The organism is Acidovorax delafieldii (assembly GCF_007993815.1).
Lineage (GTDB): Bacteria > Pseudomonadota > Gammaproteobacteria > Burkholderiales > Burkholderiaceae_C > Acidovorax > Acidovorax delafieldii.
In genome coordinates this window covers 1,299,492-1,313,672 of the sequence record NZ_VJWE01000011.1, presented here as the reverse complement: position 1 = coordinate 1,313,672, position 14,181 = coordinate 1,299,492, and the positions used below count along the sequence as shown (strand labels likewise).

Genomic DNA, 14,181 nt, shown 5'->3' with positions numbered 1-14,181 from the left:
AAAACGGCACCAGGTCGTGCTGATTCGCGATGCCTGCCACGGGGAAACCCGCAGGTCTCTCCCCGTGGACACACACTCATCAGCGCTGCGCCAGGGCCTTCCACAGTGCCTCGGCCAGCGGCCCCAGGCGGCGCTTGGGGCGGTACAGGCGCACGTCAAAACGCACCTCCATGCGGGAATCACCCGCCAGCGCGAGCCGCTGGGCCTTGCAGTCGGCAAACACCATGGACCAGGGCAGCCACGCAACGCCCAGGCCTTTTTGCACGTATTCGTAGTGGGCGTCGGCCGAGTCGCACTCCACCACGCGCTGCAGCCGGGGCGCATGGGGGTTGTGCGCCAAGTGGTCTTCCACCAGCCGCCCTAGGGCCAGCTGGGGCGCGTAGGCCAGGTACGGCACCCGCGTGGCGTCGGGCCCGAACCGGTGCAACGCCTGCCCCTGCGCCGTGGCGCGCGAGACGGGCACCAGCCGGTCGGAAGCCACCGTCAGGTGCGTGAACTGCCGCGCATCGAGACGGATGGCCAAAGCCGGGTGGTGGTACACGAGCGAAAAATCGGCCTCGTTGCGCTCCAGCATGCCCACGGTGTCGGCCAGCGCCCGGGTGCGAATGCACAGCTCGCCGCCTTGCAAAATGGGCTGCAGGCGCACCAGCCAGTCGGCCACCACGGTGCGCGCCAAGGTACGGCCCGTGGCCAGGGTCACGGTGCGGGCCTGCCGCCCGGCCAGGCTTTGCAGCTCCTCGTGCGACTGGGTGAGGCTGCGGGCCAGGTGGCCGGCGGTCTCCAGAAAACTCTGCCCCGCAGGTGTGAGGGTGACCGGGCCACCGCTGCCGCGCTCCACTAGTGGCGTGCCAGCCCAGGCTTCCAGCGCACGAATGCGGCGGCCAAACGCGGGGTGGGTGACATGCCGCAGCTCCGCCGCGCGGGTGAAGCTGCGCTCCTGCGCCAGCACGATGAAGTCTTCCAGCCATTTCAACTGCATCGTCGGCTCCTGAAGGGGCGGCTGTCCGGTCGGTGGGCTGGTGCCCGGGCTGTGCCGGCCCCGTTGTAGGACCAGACACCGCGGTCGGAGTGAGAGGGCTCAGCCCCGGGCAGCTTCCAGAACGCCTCGGGTGCGCATGGCTTCTGCACGCGCGGCCGCAGCAAAGTCCTCCCCTTTGGACGCGTAGAGAATGGCCCGCGACGAGTTCACGATGATCGGCCCGTCACTGCGCAGCCCGGCGCGCACGGTGGCGGCGGCATCACCACCCTGGGCACCCACGCCTGGAATCAGCAGCGGCAGCGTGGGCGCGATGGCACGCACGCGCTCGATCTCCTGCGGGTAGGTGGCGCCCACCACCAGGCCGAGCTGGCCATTCTTGTTCCAGGGGCCTTGCGCCAGACGCGCCACATGCTCGTACATGAGCGGCTGGCCCTCGACGCTGGCCAGGCGCTGGGTCTGCAGGTCGTCGCCGCCGGGGTTGGAGGTGCGGCAGAGCAAAAACGCGCCCTTGCCGTGGTAGGCCAGATAGGGCTCGATGGAGTCGAAGCCCATGAAGGGCGACAGCGTGACGGCATCGGCACCGTAGCGCTCGAAGGCCTCCTTGGCGTACTGCTCGGCCGTGGAGCCGATGTCGCCGCGCTTGGCGTCCAGGATCACCGGCACCTGCGGTGCGTTGGCCCGCATGTGCTGCATCAGGCGCTCGAGCTGGTCCTCGGCACCATGCGCGGCAAAGTAGGCGATCTGTGGCTTGAAGGCACACACCAGGTCGGCGGTGGCGTCCACGATGGCCGCGCAAAAGTCATAGATCTTGCGGGGGTCGCCCTGCATCGCGGCGGGAAACCGCGTGGGTTCAGGGTCCAGGCCCACGCACAGCAGGGAGTTGTTCTGTGCCGTGGCGTCGCGCAGCATGTCGGTGAAGTTCATGGGGCGTGATTTTAGGTGGGTGGGCACGGGATGCCCCCGCCGGGGACCGTGATCGTCAAGGAGAGGCGCTGTGCAGTGGAGATTTAAGGCACACCGGGGCGTGCCACCGGACAACAAAAAAGGCCGTCGAGACGGCCTTTTGCGGTAGAACAGGGAGCAACAAGTCCCTGGTGAGAACGAAAGATCAGCGGGGCACAGCCAGCAGGCGTTGCACGTCGCGGTCGTTGGGCAGCGCGTAGTCGTAGCCACGCACGATGCGGCTGTCTTCGGTGCGCACCAGCTTCAGGCTCACGTAGGTGTAGTTGGCAGCCGCTGAGTAGGTGCCCACCAGCACCAGCGAGGCGTTGTGGTTGCGGGCAATGTCCTTGATCTCACGCGACAGCAGCAGCTCGCCCTGGCCTTCGCGCACGAACACGTCACCGCGCAGCTTGATTTCCTTCACGTTGAAGCCGCTGGCCGCCATGCTGGTGGCGTACTGCTCGGACAACGTGCGGCCCAACGGGGCGGCGCGGCTGAGGTCGTTGACATTGACCACGGTGGCCACGAGCACGGGCCCGCCACCCAGCGAGTTCATGTCGAAACCGGTGGTCAGCTTGGTCACCGCGTCGCGGCTGCTCTGGATGAACTGGCTGCTGGCGGCTTCCTGGTAGGTGGGCTCGACGCGCACCGGAGCAGCGTTGTTGGCGCAACCGGCCAGCACCACGCCGGCCAGCACCGTCAGAAGAAGTGCGGGGGTTTTCATTGCGAGACAACCTTCATGTTGACGTTCTTGTACGAGGGGCGCGTGAACAATGGGGTGTCAGCGTTTTCCAGGTAGTACACGTCGGTCTTGCGAGCCAGGTACTGGCCGCCACGCGTGACGGTGGTGGTCAGGATCAGCTCGGTGTTGGTCGGGCCACCAGAGTTGATGCTGTTGGCATAGTCGGCGGCGAGGGTCAGACCCAGGCCAGCGGCCAGCTGGGCGTCGATGTGCTCATGGCGCAGGCCGTAGGCGGCAAACAGGCCTGCAGCCAGCATGGTGAACTGCCCAGGGATGAAATGCGGGCGGTCGCTGTTGTGACGCACGACCTGGATACCGTAGGAGACCTCCAGGGCCTGGCCCAGGTTCTGCTGCACCACGGCGCCGTTCTGGACCAGTTTGGTGATCAGGAACTCGCGGAAGGCGGTTTCAAACTGCGTGGCATTGGCGGGCAATGACACATGCAGGGGGGTGTTGGGGGCCACGCCGGCCTTGTCCAGCGTGCTCAGCGTCTGATTGACCACATCGCGCGAGACCAGGTCCCAATGTCCGGCGGAGCGAACCTTGGGCTGCGAGGTGTACTCGAAATTTTCCGCGACGGGAATAGGCGCCCTCTGTGCGCACCCCACCAAAGTTGCCACAGCGCCAGCCAGCACGGCCAAGCTGATTGCCTTTGAAAACGACATGATTCCCTCCTACGGACTGAATTTGCGAGGATCCGAACAGATGCGACCCGCACGATTGAAAAATAATTCTGGGCGGTATCCTCAACAAAAACAAGAAAAAATTACGCTAACTACGCTCCGGCGTACACAGTTCGTTGTTTTTGGTCACAGTTGTGTGCCGATGCAAGGCGTGTAAGCAGGCAGAGCCACCTTTGCGGTGGCCCGCCTTGCATTTGCTTACACGGAAGCGGCTGCGCGCTGCTCTAGGATGTCGAAAGCGGGCAGCTTTTTGCCTTCCAGCACTTCCAGGAAAGCACCGCCACCGGTGGAGATGTAACCCACCTGTTTGTCGATGCCGTACTTGGCAATGGCGGCCAGCGTGTCGCCACCACCCGCGATACTGAAGGCCGAGGATTCGGCAATCGCCTTGGCGAGTTGCTTGGTACCGTTCTCAAAGGCAGCAAACTCGAACACGCCCACGGGGCCATTCCAGACGATGGTGCCAGCAGACTTGAGCTGGGCCGCGAGGCGGGCAGCCGTCTCGGGGCCGATGTCCAGGATCATGTCGTCAGCAGCCACGTCGGTGGCCGCCTTCACAGTGGCGGGAGCATCCGCAGCAAAGGTCTTGGCCACGACCACGTCGGTGGGGATCGGCACCTCGGCGCCACGCGCCTTCATGGCAGCCATCACGGACTTGGCGGCGTCCAGCAGATCGGGCTCTGCCAGGCTCTTGCCGATGGGCAGGCCCGCCGCCAGCATGAAGGTGTTGGCAATGCCGCCGCCCACGATGAGCTGGTCCACCTTGTCGGCCAGGCTTTGCAGGATGGTGAGCTTGGTGGACACCTTGGAGCCCGCCACGATGGCCGCCAGCGGGCGCTGAGGATGGGCCAGGGCCTTGGTCAGGGCATCAATCTCGGCCGACAGCAGCGGGCCGGCGCAGGCAATGGGGGCGTACTGCGCGATGCCGTAGGTGGTGCCTTCGGCGCGGTGGGCGGTGCCAAACGCGTCGTTCACGAAGATGTCGCACAGCGCGGCCATCTTGCGTGCCAGCTCCTCTTTGTTTTTCTTCTCGCCCACGTTCAGGCGGCAGTTTTCCAGCAGCACGATCTGGCCGGGGGCCACTTGCACGCCGTCCACCCAGTTGGCAACCAGCGGCACATCACGGCCCAGCAGCTCGGCCATGCGCTTTGCAACAGGGGCCAACGAATCTTCGGGCTTGAATTCGCCTTCGGTCGGGCGGCCCAGGTGGCTGGTGACCATGACGGCAGCACCTGCGTCCAGCGCCATGCGGATCGCGGGAATGGAGGCACGGATGCGGGTGTCTTCGGTGATGTTGCCAGCATCGTCTTGCGGCACGTTCAGGTCAGCGCGGATGAAAACGCGCTGGTTGCGGGCCTTGCCCTGGGCGCACAGATCGGAAAAGCGAAGGATGTTCATGGAGGGAGGTTTCCTGGAGGGGCCGGTGGATCAGGGGCGCCATTTTAGGCGGCCCTGCTGACGCGGCCGCCCGCCGCCAGCACCTACCAACCCCAGCCGATGTGCAGTGGCAGATACACCGCCATGCCCACCAGAATGGTGCCCAGAATGCCCCGCCGCCAGAAGTAATACGCGCTGGCGAACAGCACGGCCGGCAGGCGCGCGTCCATGAAGGAGTCGATCAACTCACCCTGCACCATGAGGATCTCGGGCGCGATGACGGCGGTGAGCGCGGCCAGCGGGGCATATTTAAGGCCCCGCTTGAGCCAGTCGGGCAGGGGCAGCTCACGCTCCGGGATCATGAAGAAGGAGCGCGACACCACCGTGATCACCGCCAGGCCCACAGTGGCCAGCAAGGGATAGATCCAGGACCAGCTCATGGGTGGCGTTCCTCGCGCAGCGGCACCACATCGCCCGCCTCGACATGCTCGCGCTCCTCGGACGGCATGACGCTGTCAGCGGGCACCAGCAGCAACTCGGGTTGGCGACGGCGGCGGTCCACGGCCTCCATCAGCAGTCCCGCGGCCACGGCGGCCGCCAACGCCACCAGGATGTTGAGCTTGAGCGGCAAGGCAAACGCAGCAATCGCCGCGGTCGCTGCAACGCCCGTGGCGAGCCAGGTGGCCCGGTCGAACAGCAGGGACAGCAGCACGCCCAGCAAGGCCAGCACCCCCGCAAAACCCAGCCCCCAGGACAGGGGCACCGCGTTGGCCAGCAGGATGCCGGCGATGGACGGCACCTGCCAAGCCAGCCAGTTGGTGGAGGCCGCGCCCCAGAAATACGGCACCTGCTCTGGGGCCGGCCGGGGTTCCGGAAAGCGCTTCATGAACGCCACATAGATCACGTCCCCGCTGAAATACCCCACGGCCAGGCGCTGGCGAAGCGGAAGGTGCGCAAAGTAGCTGCGCCACATGCTGCTGAAAATCACAAACCGCAGGTTGACGCAGGCGGCCGTGAGCCACACCACCCACAGCGGCGCGCCCACGGACAGCAGCGGAATGACGGCGAGCTGGGCGCTGCCGGCATACACCAGCAGCGACATGAACACGGCCATGCCGACCGACATGCCACTTTTGACCATGGCCACCCCGGTGACCAGCCCCCAGGCTGCAATGCCCAGCGAGGTACCGGCCATGTCGATGGCGGCCATTCGGAAGGAGGGGTGGCGCAGTGTCCGGCCCAGCGCAGCAGAGACGCTCATGCAGGGTTTGCGCCCAGCACCATGCCCGGCTGCAGGTCAAAGCCGCGCAAGAAATCAGCCGCCGCCAGCCGCTTGCCACCCGCCCGCTGCAGCGTGGTCAGGCGCAACGCCGTGCCGCTACCGCACGCGACGGTCACTCCCGCGCCATCCGCAGCCAAAATCTGCCCGGAGCGCTGATCGGATATGCCTTGAACGCTATCAATCGCATAGTTCCAGATCTTGATCGTCTCGCCGTTGCACTCGGTGCTGGCCCCCGGGAAGGGATCGAACGCGCGAATGCGCTGGCCAATGACTGCGGCAGGCAGTGTCCAGTCGATCGTGCTCTCGGCCTTTTCGATCTTGTGGGCGTAGGTGATGCCGTCTGCCGGTTGCGGCACGGCAGTGAGGCCACCGCAGGCGGCCAGCTCCAGCGCCTCGACGATCATGCGACCGCCCAGCGCGGCCAGGCGGTCGTGCAGGGTGGCTGTCGTATCGCCCGGGGCAATAGGCAGGCGCTCGGTCAGCAGCATGTCGCCGGTGTCCAGCCCTGCATCCATCTGCATGATGGTGACGCCGGTTTCGGCATCGCCTGCCTCGATAGCGCGGTGAATGGGGGCGGCGCCGCGCCAGCGCGGCAGCAGGCTCGCGTGGATGTTCAGGCAGCCCAGGCGCGGTAGATCCAGGGTCCACTGCGGCAGGATCAACCCGTAGGCGGCCACCACCATCACATCGGCCTGGGCTGCGAGTAAGGCTTCGCGCGCTGCAGCGGCATCCTCGGGGTATTTGCCATCCAGGCGCAGGCTGCGGGGCTGTGCGACAGCAATGCCATGCTCCAGTGCGCATTGCTTCACAGGCGAAGCCTGCAGCTTCATGCCACGGCCAGCGGGGCGATCCGGTTGCGTCAGGACCAGTGGAACGGTGAAGCCTGCAGACAACAGCCGTTCCAGGGCCACACGGGCGAATTCGGGGGTACCAGCAAAAATGACTCTCATGAAAGCAGATAGCGGCTCAGGTGGGCGCGGGACTCAGTGGCCCAGCGGGACCACCCATCCAGTCAATCGCGCGCGTTGTCAAAATTCGGCAGTTCATCGGTGAACAACACCTGGCGCACCACCCCTTGGCGATCCAGGTGCACATGGGCCTGTCGCAGGTCCGAGTTCTGCCGGAAGCGGTAGGTCCAGATATCACCATCAAAGCGCGCCACCTGCTCGACACGCAAGGGCATTCCGAAGGTGTTTTGCAGGTCGGCACGGGTCCAGGTGCCCACGGGCAGGTTCTCGAATCGCTGCTGCGTGAGCACCTGCTCGTTGCGCACCAGCCGGCCAATGGCATCAAAGTCGAGGTTGTAGGCGGCAAACCCGGCGGGTAATTCCGAGTACAGCAGCCGCTCGCCAGAGGGCAGCGCTATCGTGGCGGTTGGCGGGCCCAGGCGAGCGATCACTTCGGCCCGCAACGTGCCTGGCCGTTCACGGGCCGGCAGCACACAGCCCGCCAACTGGCAAGCCAGCGCCACCAGCGCCAGCACTCTGACGCCCCAGCGGACGCAGAGCGCTGCGCGCATCACCCGCGCGCCTCCCGCTGCTGCTTGACCATCTTGGTCTTGATGCGGTTGCGCTTGAGGGGAGAGAGGTATTCCACAAACACCTTGCCCATCAGGTGGTCCATCTCGTGCTGGATGCAAACCGCCAGCAGTCCGTCGGCCTCGATGACGCGGGACTGGCCCTGAGCGTCCAGCGCGCGCACATGCACCGCGTCAAAACGCTCCACGCCGTCATAAATGCCAGGCACCGAGAGGCAGCCTTCTTCGTTCAGGTGCTTTTCGGCGCTGGTCCAGACCAGCTCGGGGTTGATCAGTACCAGGGGCTGGTCGCGCTCCTCCGACACGTCGATGACCACCAGCCGCTCATGCACATCCACCTGGGTGGCCGCCAGGCCAATGCCGTGCGCGTCGTACATTGTGGCCAGCATGTCGGCCACCAGCGTGCGAATGCGGTCGTCCACCGCCTGGACGGGGCGGGCGACCTTGTGAAGCCGGGGGTCCGGGTAACAGAGAATGGGAAGGATTGCCATGGCTGCAGGTAAGAGATGTCGCTATTTTCGCCACTTTTGCGGCCTACTGCCGCCTTGCGAGCCAATAATCGTTGCCGAATCAAGGGCTTGAGCAGAGAATCTAAGAAGCTTTGTAACGTATTTGCCCGGCCGCACGCCTGCTTTGTGCGCCGAGGTGCCAGCGAGGGGGCGTTTCCCAATGCATGAGAAAAGGAACAACATGACGGCATTCACCAGCGTGCGGCGGACCGCCCTGGGCGCGCTCACGATCATTGCTGGCGCCCTGCTGGTCATGCCGGCCCAGGCGCAGAATTACCCCATCTCCAGCGGCCAGCGCGCCACAGCGCAGCAGGTGTCCGAGCGGGGTGTACCGCTGGAGGAGCTGGCGCCCAACGCCCCAGACACCTACACCGTGAAGCGGGGCGACACGCTCTGGGGCATTTCGGGCATGTATCTCAAGCGCCCATGGCGCTGGCCCGAGCTCTGGGGCATGAACCTCAAAGCCATTCCCAACCCGCACCTGATCTTCCCGGGCCAAACCCTGTACCTGATCAAGGAAGACGGTTATGCCCGGCTGAGCACCAGCCGCTCTAGCGAACCCGAAACCGTGCGCATCTCGCCCCGCACGCGCAGCGATAGCCTCGCTGATTCGGCGCTGCCCACACTCAAGCAGCACCTCATCGAGCCCTTCCTGGTCGAGCCCCTCGTGGTGGACGAGCAAGTGCTGTTGCGCGCCCCACGCGTGATCGCAACAACCGACGAGCGCGTGTTGATGGCGGCCGGCGACCGCGCCTATGTGCGTGGAGATGCGACGGCGCCCATGCTGGCCGAAGCGGGCGAGCCCCGTTACTACCGCGTGTTTCGCAATGCCGTAGCCCTCAAGGATCCTATCTCAGGCGAGGTGCTGGGCTATGAGGCCCAGTACCTGGGCAAGGCGGAACTGGTGCGCGGCGAGTCGTTTGAGGAGATTCCGAATGGCAAGGGCGGATACACGGCGGAATATATCCCTGCCACCGTGGATCTCTCAGCCACCAAGGAGGACGTGCGCGCGGGAGACCGCCTCCTGCCAGCACCGGCCCGACCCTTCATGAGTTTCACCCCGCGAGCGCCCCAGATCGAGGTCGATGCGCGCGTAGTATCCATCTATGGCAGCTCTGCAGTGGCCTACGCGGGTCAGAATCAGGTGGTAGCCATCAACATGGGTTCGCAGGACGGACTGGAGCCTGGCCATGTGCTCAGCCTGCTGACCAAGGGTGACCGCATCAAGGACATGACGGACGACAAGAAGGCGATGGTCAAGCTGCCCAGTGAAATCAACGGCACGGCCATGGTGTTCCGCACCTTCGAGCGCGTGTCCTATGTGCTGCTGCTGGAAATCCGCAACGGTGTGCGCGTCGGCGACCGCTTGGTCAACCCCAAGTAACGCTCAGGGCCGGTAGTACGTATCGCCGCGCGGGGCTCCTGCGCTGCGGTAGTGACGTTGCCGCGCCGTACTGGTATCCATGGACCACGACGAACTCGGCGCCTGGCTGCGGCTGACCTTGACGCTAGGCATTGGCAACGGGGCCGCGCGGCGTCTGCTGGCACGCTTTGGCTTGCCGCAATCCATCTTTCAGCAGACCGAAGCCGCCCTGCAACTCTGTGTGCCCGCCGCGCAGGCCAAGGCGTTGCGCGAGATTCCGCAGGGGTGGGAAGCCCTGTGGCAGACCACCGCCCAATGGCTTGCCAGTGCTGTGCCCCAAGGCCCCGCGCGCGCCATCGTGAGCCTGGGCGACCTGCGTTATCCGCAGGCCTTGCTGGACACGGAAGACCCACCGCTGCTGCTCTACCTCATGGGCCCGGCATCACTGCTGGAGGACCAGCCTTTTCCCAGTGATCGGTGTCTCGCTGTGGTCGGGAGCCGCAACCCCACCGCCCAGGGCGCCGAGAACGCTCGCCTGTTTGCCCGGGCGCTGCACAGCGCAGGCTTGACCATCGTGTCGGGGCTTGCGCTGGGGGTAGACGCTGCCGCCCACGAAGGCGCGCTGGACTCGGCGACGCCCCCTTGCGCAAGGGCCGCCACCATCGCCGTGGTAGGCACCGGGCTCGACCGCGTGTATCCGCGCAAGAACTTGGACCTGGCCCATCGCATTGCCGCACACGGACTGATCGTCAGCGAGTACCCCCTGGGCACTCCACCGCTGCCAGGCAACTTTCCCAAACGCAACCGCATCATTTCGGGCCTCTCGCAGGGCACGCTGGTGGTGGAAGCCGCACTGGCATCGGGCTCGCTGATCACAGCCCGCATGGCGGCCGAGCAGGGGCGTGAAGTGTTTGCCATTCCAGGTTCCATTCATGCACCGCAGTCACGCGGCTGCCATGCGCTGATCCGTCAAGGCGCCAAGCTGGTGGAGTCTGCCCAGGATGTGCTGGAAGAACTCAAGATCCCCGCCACCACTATGTCCGGCCTGCCCCACGAAGGCGCGAACGCCGCGGGAGTCACTGTATCGGACGGCACCGAAGACCCCGTGCTCGCCGCCTTGGGCTACGACCCCATGGGGCTGGATGCTCTGGTCGCCCGCACGGGCATGGGCGCATCGGCCTTGCAGGTGGCCCTGCTGGAACTGGAACTCGATGGCAGCATTGCGCGGTTGCCGGGGGGGGTGTTTCAGCGGGTCGGCAGGGGCTAGCTGATCGCTGCGTGATCGCCCAGGGCCAGAGGGGCGCAAGGGATGCCAACACGCATCCCGGATAAAAGCGCCTGTTGACGATCTCACAGGAGATCTCACACAGGCTCTGAGCAACGCCTGCGGGGCTCAGTCCAGCAATCGTTCCGGGTTGGCGTCCAGCTTGGCCAGGGCATCGCGCGTGGCGCGCAACGTGAGTCCTTCCTCGTCCTGGGCCACCAGCAAGCCAGCCTGCAGGTACGCCGCCAGGCGGCGCAACTGGATCAGGTAACTGCTGCCATCCACCGCAGCAAACAGGTGCAACTGCTTGCGCTGGCTTTGCCAGGCGTACTGCACCTGGGCCGATGCACCGTTGTGGTCCAGCGTATACCAAGTGCCAGGCTGCAGATCCTGCGCCCAGGCCACCATGGCATCGTCCACCGGAGCACCGTTGTCAGCAATAACGTGGATGGACGAGGCGTCGATGCCCAGCATCATCTCGATGTTGTCCGCATTGAGCGGCATGTCACCCAGTGTGGCATCACTGATGAAGTCTTCGAGGTTGGCCAGGCGTTTGGCCATGGCATCGATGTGCGCCTGGGGAATGGACGCCGTCTTGGACAAAAAGGCGTCGGCAAGGGTGTCTGTCAACACTTTGACCTGCGCATCCTGCGCCGCGCCGTTCACACCCAGCAGGGTCAGCCCTTGGCGCAGGCGTTGCAGCAGCGCGGGCAGGTTCTGGATGACCTGGGCCCGGTCGCTGCGATTGGGTTTGGCGCTGGCGGCCCAGACGAGGTCTGCTGCCGTGCGCTTGAAGGCCACCGTGTCGGCATGTTGAGGGCCGTCACGCACGGCCGACAGCGCCAGCACCTCGGCCCAAGTCTTGAACAGGAACTCGCGGATCTCGTCGCGCACCGGCATGTCGCGCAACATGGTGCGCAGCTCGATGGTGTACTGGATCGCCAGCGTTTCCCGCTGCTCGACCTGTTGGGCGACGCTGACCAGGCGCGAGGTGACCTGCTTTTCGGTCAGGAACTTGGCCAGGAATTTTTCGAACTCGTCATAGACCAGCTGGAAGACGCGGCGTCCCGTCTCGGGGTACTGTTCGATCACCTGCACCACGCGGCGAATCTCGGCTTCCAGCGCACTGCCATTGATGCTGGTCGCGTCAAAACCGAGAACACAGGCTCCCATGCGGTCGATCAGCTTGCGCGCAGGGTGGTCGAGGTTGCTGAAGAATTCGGGCTCGGCCAGGGCCACGCGCAGCACGGGCACCTGCAGCCGGGCAAACCACACCCGCACGGCGGGCGGTATCCGGTCTTCGGCGAGGATGCTCTGGAACATCAGGGCCACCACCTCGATGATGGCCTTTTCGCCCGAGGTGGTCGCTTTCTTCTTGAGTTCAGTGGAGCGCTCGCGCACGGCGCCCACCAGCTGGACCACAGCGGCAGGGCTGTAGTCCTCCATCAGGGTAGCGACGCCGCTGTAGTAGGTGTCCGCATGCACGCGGTGCGCGGTGAGTGCATGGGCCAGCGCCGCCGACGCGGGGGGCGCATTCACCATGTCAAAGCCCGTAGCGGGCTGCGTGAGCAGGCGCCGCAGCTGCCCCATCACACCCTGCGCACGCTGGCGTGCCCGGGCCAGGGGCGTCATGCCCGTGGCAAAGGCCGTGGGCATTCCGTGTTGTGGCCGGGGGTAGCCGCCATGTCCAGGGGGCGGCATCTGCGTGCCCGGTGGCCCCATCGGCCGAGCCCCAGCGGGCATGCCGGGAGGCTGCTGCATTCCTCCGCGCGCGGCCATCATGACCTGGCGGGTCTGCGCCAGGGCCTGCGAAGCCAGGCCCCCGGAACCCGAATCGCCCCCGCCACTGCCCGTGGCGGTGCCACCCTGCGTGCGGCGCACCTTGGATTTGAGATCGACCTGCGGCGTGATGCCCTGCTCTACGTAGAACACGTTGACCGCCTGGTAGTGCTTCTGGAGCAGATTGGCCAGCTCGCGCTGCAGGGGATCCACCACGGTTTGCAGGTCCGTTCGGGGTAGCCCTGCCTCCACCCATTGTTCCACCAGCAACAGGCATACCGTGTCGGGTCGCAGGATGTCGCTACTGTCCAGCTCCTGCCCCTCCAGCGACTGGGTGCGCTGGCGCAAGGTGTCGAACTGATGGCTGACCTGCTCGTTCACCGTCAACGCCATGCGCGAGGCGAGGATCTTGTTCTCGACCACATCGTCGCTGAGCAGCTCGAACTGACTGAGCCCACCACCACCAGCCGCCAGCTGGCCACGTGTAGAGCTGACGTGGGGAGCCAGCGCCTCTTGCCAGGCCTTGCCGGCGCGCTCCGTCCATGCGGAATGTTTTTGCTGGTACAGAAGCCACGCATCCCGGCGCGACTGCATCTCGCGGGCTGTGCCCGTCTGGTTCATCAACGCGGTGAGGAAGTCCTGGACGGTCTTGTCCAGGTCCACCAACCCTCCACAGATCCCCTCTACAAACCGCTGGCGCGCCTGGCGGGCCAGGCGGCGTTGCGGAACAGAAGGGGGCGTGGTGTGCATGAACAGATATTAGCGGGTCAGACGGTAGCTCCGGCATGGGGATCGTTGGGATCCCCCTCCTTTTTGGCGGGCTTGACGAGGTCCTCGCGCTTGACGCCCAGCCACATGGCAATAGCCGCCGCCACGAACACCGAGGAATAGATACCGAACAGGATACCGATGGTCAGCGCCAATGCAAAGTAGTGCAAGCTCGGGCCGCCAAAGAAGAACATCGACAGCACCATCGCCTCGGTGGAGGCGTGGGTGATGATGGTTCGACTCATCGTGCTGGTGATGGCGTGGTCGATCACTTCGTGCGTGGTCATCTTGCGGTACTTGCGGAAGGCCTCGCGAATCCGGTCGAAGATCACGACCGATTCGTTCACCGAGTAACCCAGCACGGCGAGCACGCCGGCGAGCACCGACAGCGAGAACTCCCACTGGAAGAATGCAAAGAAACCCAGGATGATCACCACGTCATGTAGGTTGGCAATGATTGCGGCGACGCCGAATTTCCACTCAAAGCGGAAGGCCAAGTAGATCACGATGCCCACGACCACCATGGCCAGCGCCATCAGGCCGCCGTGCACCAGTTCCTCGCCCACCTGCGGACCTACAAATTCGGTGCGACGCAAGGTCACTGCGGGGTCTGCAGCCTTCAAGGCACCCAGCACCTGCTCGCTCTGCTGTGCGGACGTCACGCCCTTTTGCACGGGCAGGCGGATCATCACGTCACGCGAGGTGCCGAAATTCTGCACCTGCACGTCGGGGTAGCCCAGTGCGGCCACGGTGTCGCGGACCTTGGCTAATTCGGCGGGCTGGCTGTAGGCCACTTCCATCACGGTGCCGCCCGTGAACTCCACCGACAGGTGCAGCCCACGCGTAAGCAGGAAGAAAACCGCCAGAGCGAAAGTGATGAAGGAGATCGCGTTGAAGACCAACGCGTGCTTCATGAAAGGGATGTCTTTGCGGATACGGAAGAATTCCATGGTCTT

General features: G+C 65.2%; 14 protein-coding genes. 2 read left to right on the top strand and 12 right to left on the bottom strand.

Translation table 11 applies throughout. The features are described 5' to 3' along the window. Nucleotides 1-79: 79 nt before the first annotated feature. The 10 genes from ATF69_RS08725 to def form a co-directional block, all read right to left on the bottom strand. A complete protein-coding gene (locus tag ATF69_RS08725; RefSeq protein ID WP_146870605.1) occupies nucleotides 80-979 on the bottom strand; it encodes a LysR family transcriptional regulator in 900 nt (299 codons plus the stop codon). A 99-nt stretch (nucleotides 980-1,078) separates the two neighbouring features. Then, nucleotides 1,079-1,903, bottom strand: coding sequence for an orotidine-5'-phosphate decarboxylase (gene pyrF / locus ATF69_RS08720; RefSeq protein WP_116748285.1), 825 nt, complete (start codon nucleotides 1,901-1,903; stop codon nucleotides 1,079-1,081). Between the two features lie 184 nt (nucleotides 1,904-2,087). Next, nucleotides 2,088-2,645 (bottom strand): FlgO family outer membrane protein, encoded by a 558-nt coding sequence (locus ATF69_RS08715; protein ID WP_056742900.1) that lies wholly within the window; start codon nucleotides 2,643-2,645, stop codon nucleotides 2,088-2,090. Then, nucleotides 2,642-3,328, bottom strand: coding sequence for a hypothetical protein (locus ATF69_RS08710; RefSeq protein ID WP_056742898.1), 687 nt, complete (start codon nucleotides 3,326-3,328; stop codon nucleotides 2,642-2,644). The genes ATF69_RS08715 and ATF69_RS08710 overlap by 4 nt, the downstream gene beginning before the upstream one ends. Before the next feature lie 216 nt (nucleotides 3,329-3,544). Continuing rightward, nucleotides 3,545-4,744: a phosphoglycerate kinase gene (locus tag ATF69_RS08705; RefSeq protein WP_146870604.1), complete on the bottom strand. Its 1,200-nt coding sequence runs from the start codon at nucleotides 4,742-4,744 to the stop codon at nucleotides 3,545-3,547. 83 nt (nucleotides 4,745-4,827) lie between these two features. Continuing rightward, nucleotides 4,828-5,163, bottom strand: a complete 336-nt coding sequence (locus ATF69_RS08700) for an AzlD domain-containing protein (protein WP_146870603.1) — start codon at nucleotides 5,161-5,163, stop codon at nucleotides 4,828-4,830. Next, the gene (locus ATF69_RS08695; protein WP_425291770.1) at nucleotides 5,160-5,933 is read right to left on the bottom strand and encodes an AzlC family ABC transporter permease; all 774 of its coding nucleotides are present in this window, start codon (nucleotides 5,931-5,933) and stop codon (nucleotides 5,160-5,162) included. Before ATF69_RS08695 ends, ATF69_RS08700 begins: the two co-directional genes overlap by 4 nt. A gap of 47 nt (nucleotides 5,934-5,980) precedes the next feature. Then, entirely contained in the window at nucleotides 5,981-6,955 is a 975-nt protein-coding gene (gene fmt / locus ATF69_RS08690; RefSeq protein WP_146870601.1) for a methionyl-tRNA formyltransferase, read from the bottom strand. A 62-nt stretch (nucleotides 6,956-7,017) separates the two neighbouring features. Continuing rightward, the gene (locus ATF69_RS08685; RefSeq protein WP_146870600.1) at nucleotides 7,018-7,524 is read right to left on the bottom strand and encodes a hypothetical protein; all 507 of its coding nucleotides are present in this window, start codon (nucleotides 7,522-7,524) and stop codon (nucleotides 7,018-7,020) included. Further along, nucleotides 7,524-8,033 (bottom strand): peptide deformylase, encoded by a 510-nt coding sequence (def, locus tag ATF69_RS08680; RefSeq protein WP_056067873.1) that lies wholly within the window; start codon nucleotides 8,031-8,033, stop codon nucleotides 7,524-7,526. Before def ends, ATF69_RS08685 begins: the two co-directional genes overlap by 1 nt. A gap of 199 nt (nucleotides 8,034-8,232) precedes the next feature. Between def and ATF69_RS08675 the strand changes: the two genes are divergently transcribed. Both ATF69_RS08675 and dprA read left to right on the top strand, forming a co-directional pair. Next, the gene (locus ATF69_RS08675; protein ID WP_082564861.1) at nucleotides 8,233-9,435 is read left to right on the top strand and encodes a LysM peptidoglycan-binding domain-containing protein; all 1,203 of its coding nucleotides are present in this window, start codon (nucleotides 8,233-8,235) and stop codon (nucleotides 9,433-9,435) included. Nucleotides 9,436-9,514: 79 nt separating this feature from the next. Then, nucleotides 9,515-10,681, top strand: coding sequence for a DNA-processing protein DprA (gene dprA / locus ATF69_RS08670; RefSeq protein ID WP_146870599.1), 1,167 nt, complete (start codon nucleotides 9,515-9,517; stop codon nucleotides 10,679-10,681). A 126-nt stretch (nucleotides 10,682-10,807) separates the two neighbouring features. Here the strand turns inward: dprA and ATF69_RS08665 are convergent, their stop codons facing one another. Then, nucleotides 10,808-13,207, bottom strand: a complete 2,400-nt coding sequence (locus ATF69_RS08665) for a DUF1631 domain-containing protein (RefSeq protein ID WP_146870598.1) — start codon at nucleotides 13,205-13,207, stop codon at nucleotides 10,808-10,810. Nucleotides 13,208-13,224: 17 nt separating this feature from the next. After that, nucleotides 13,225-14,175 (bottom strand): protein translocase subunit SecF, encoded by a 951-nt coding sequence (gene secF / locus ATF69_RS08660; protein ID WP_056742880.1) that lies wholly within the window; start codon nucleotides 14,173-14,175, stop codon nucleotides 13,225-13,227. Between the last annotated feature and the right edge of the window lie 6 nt (nucleotides 14,176-14,181).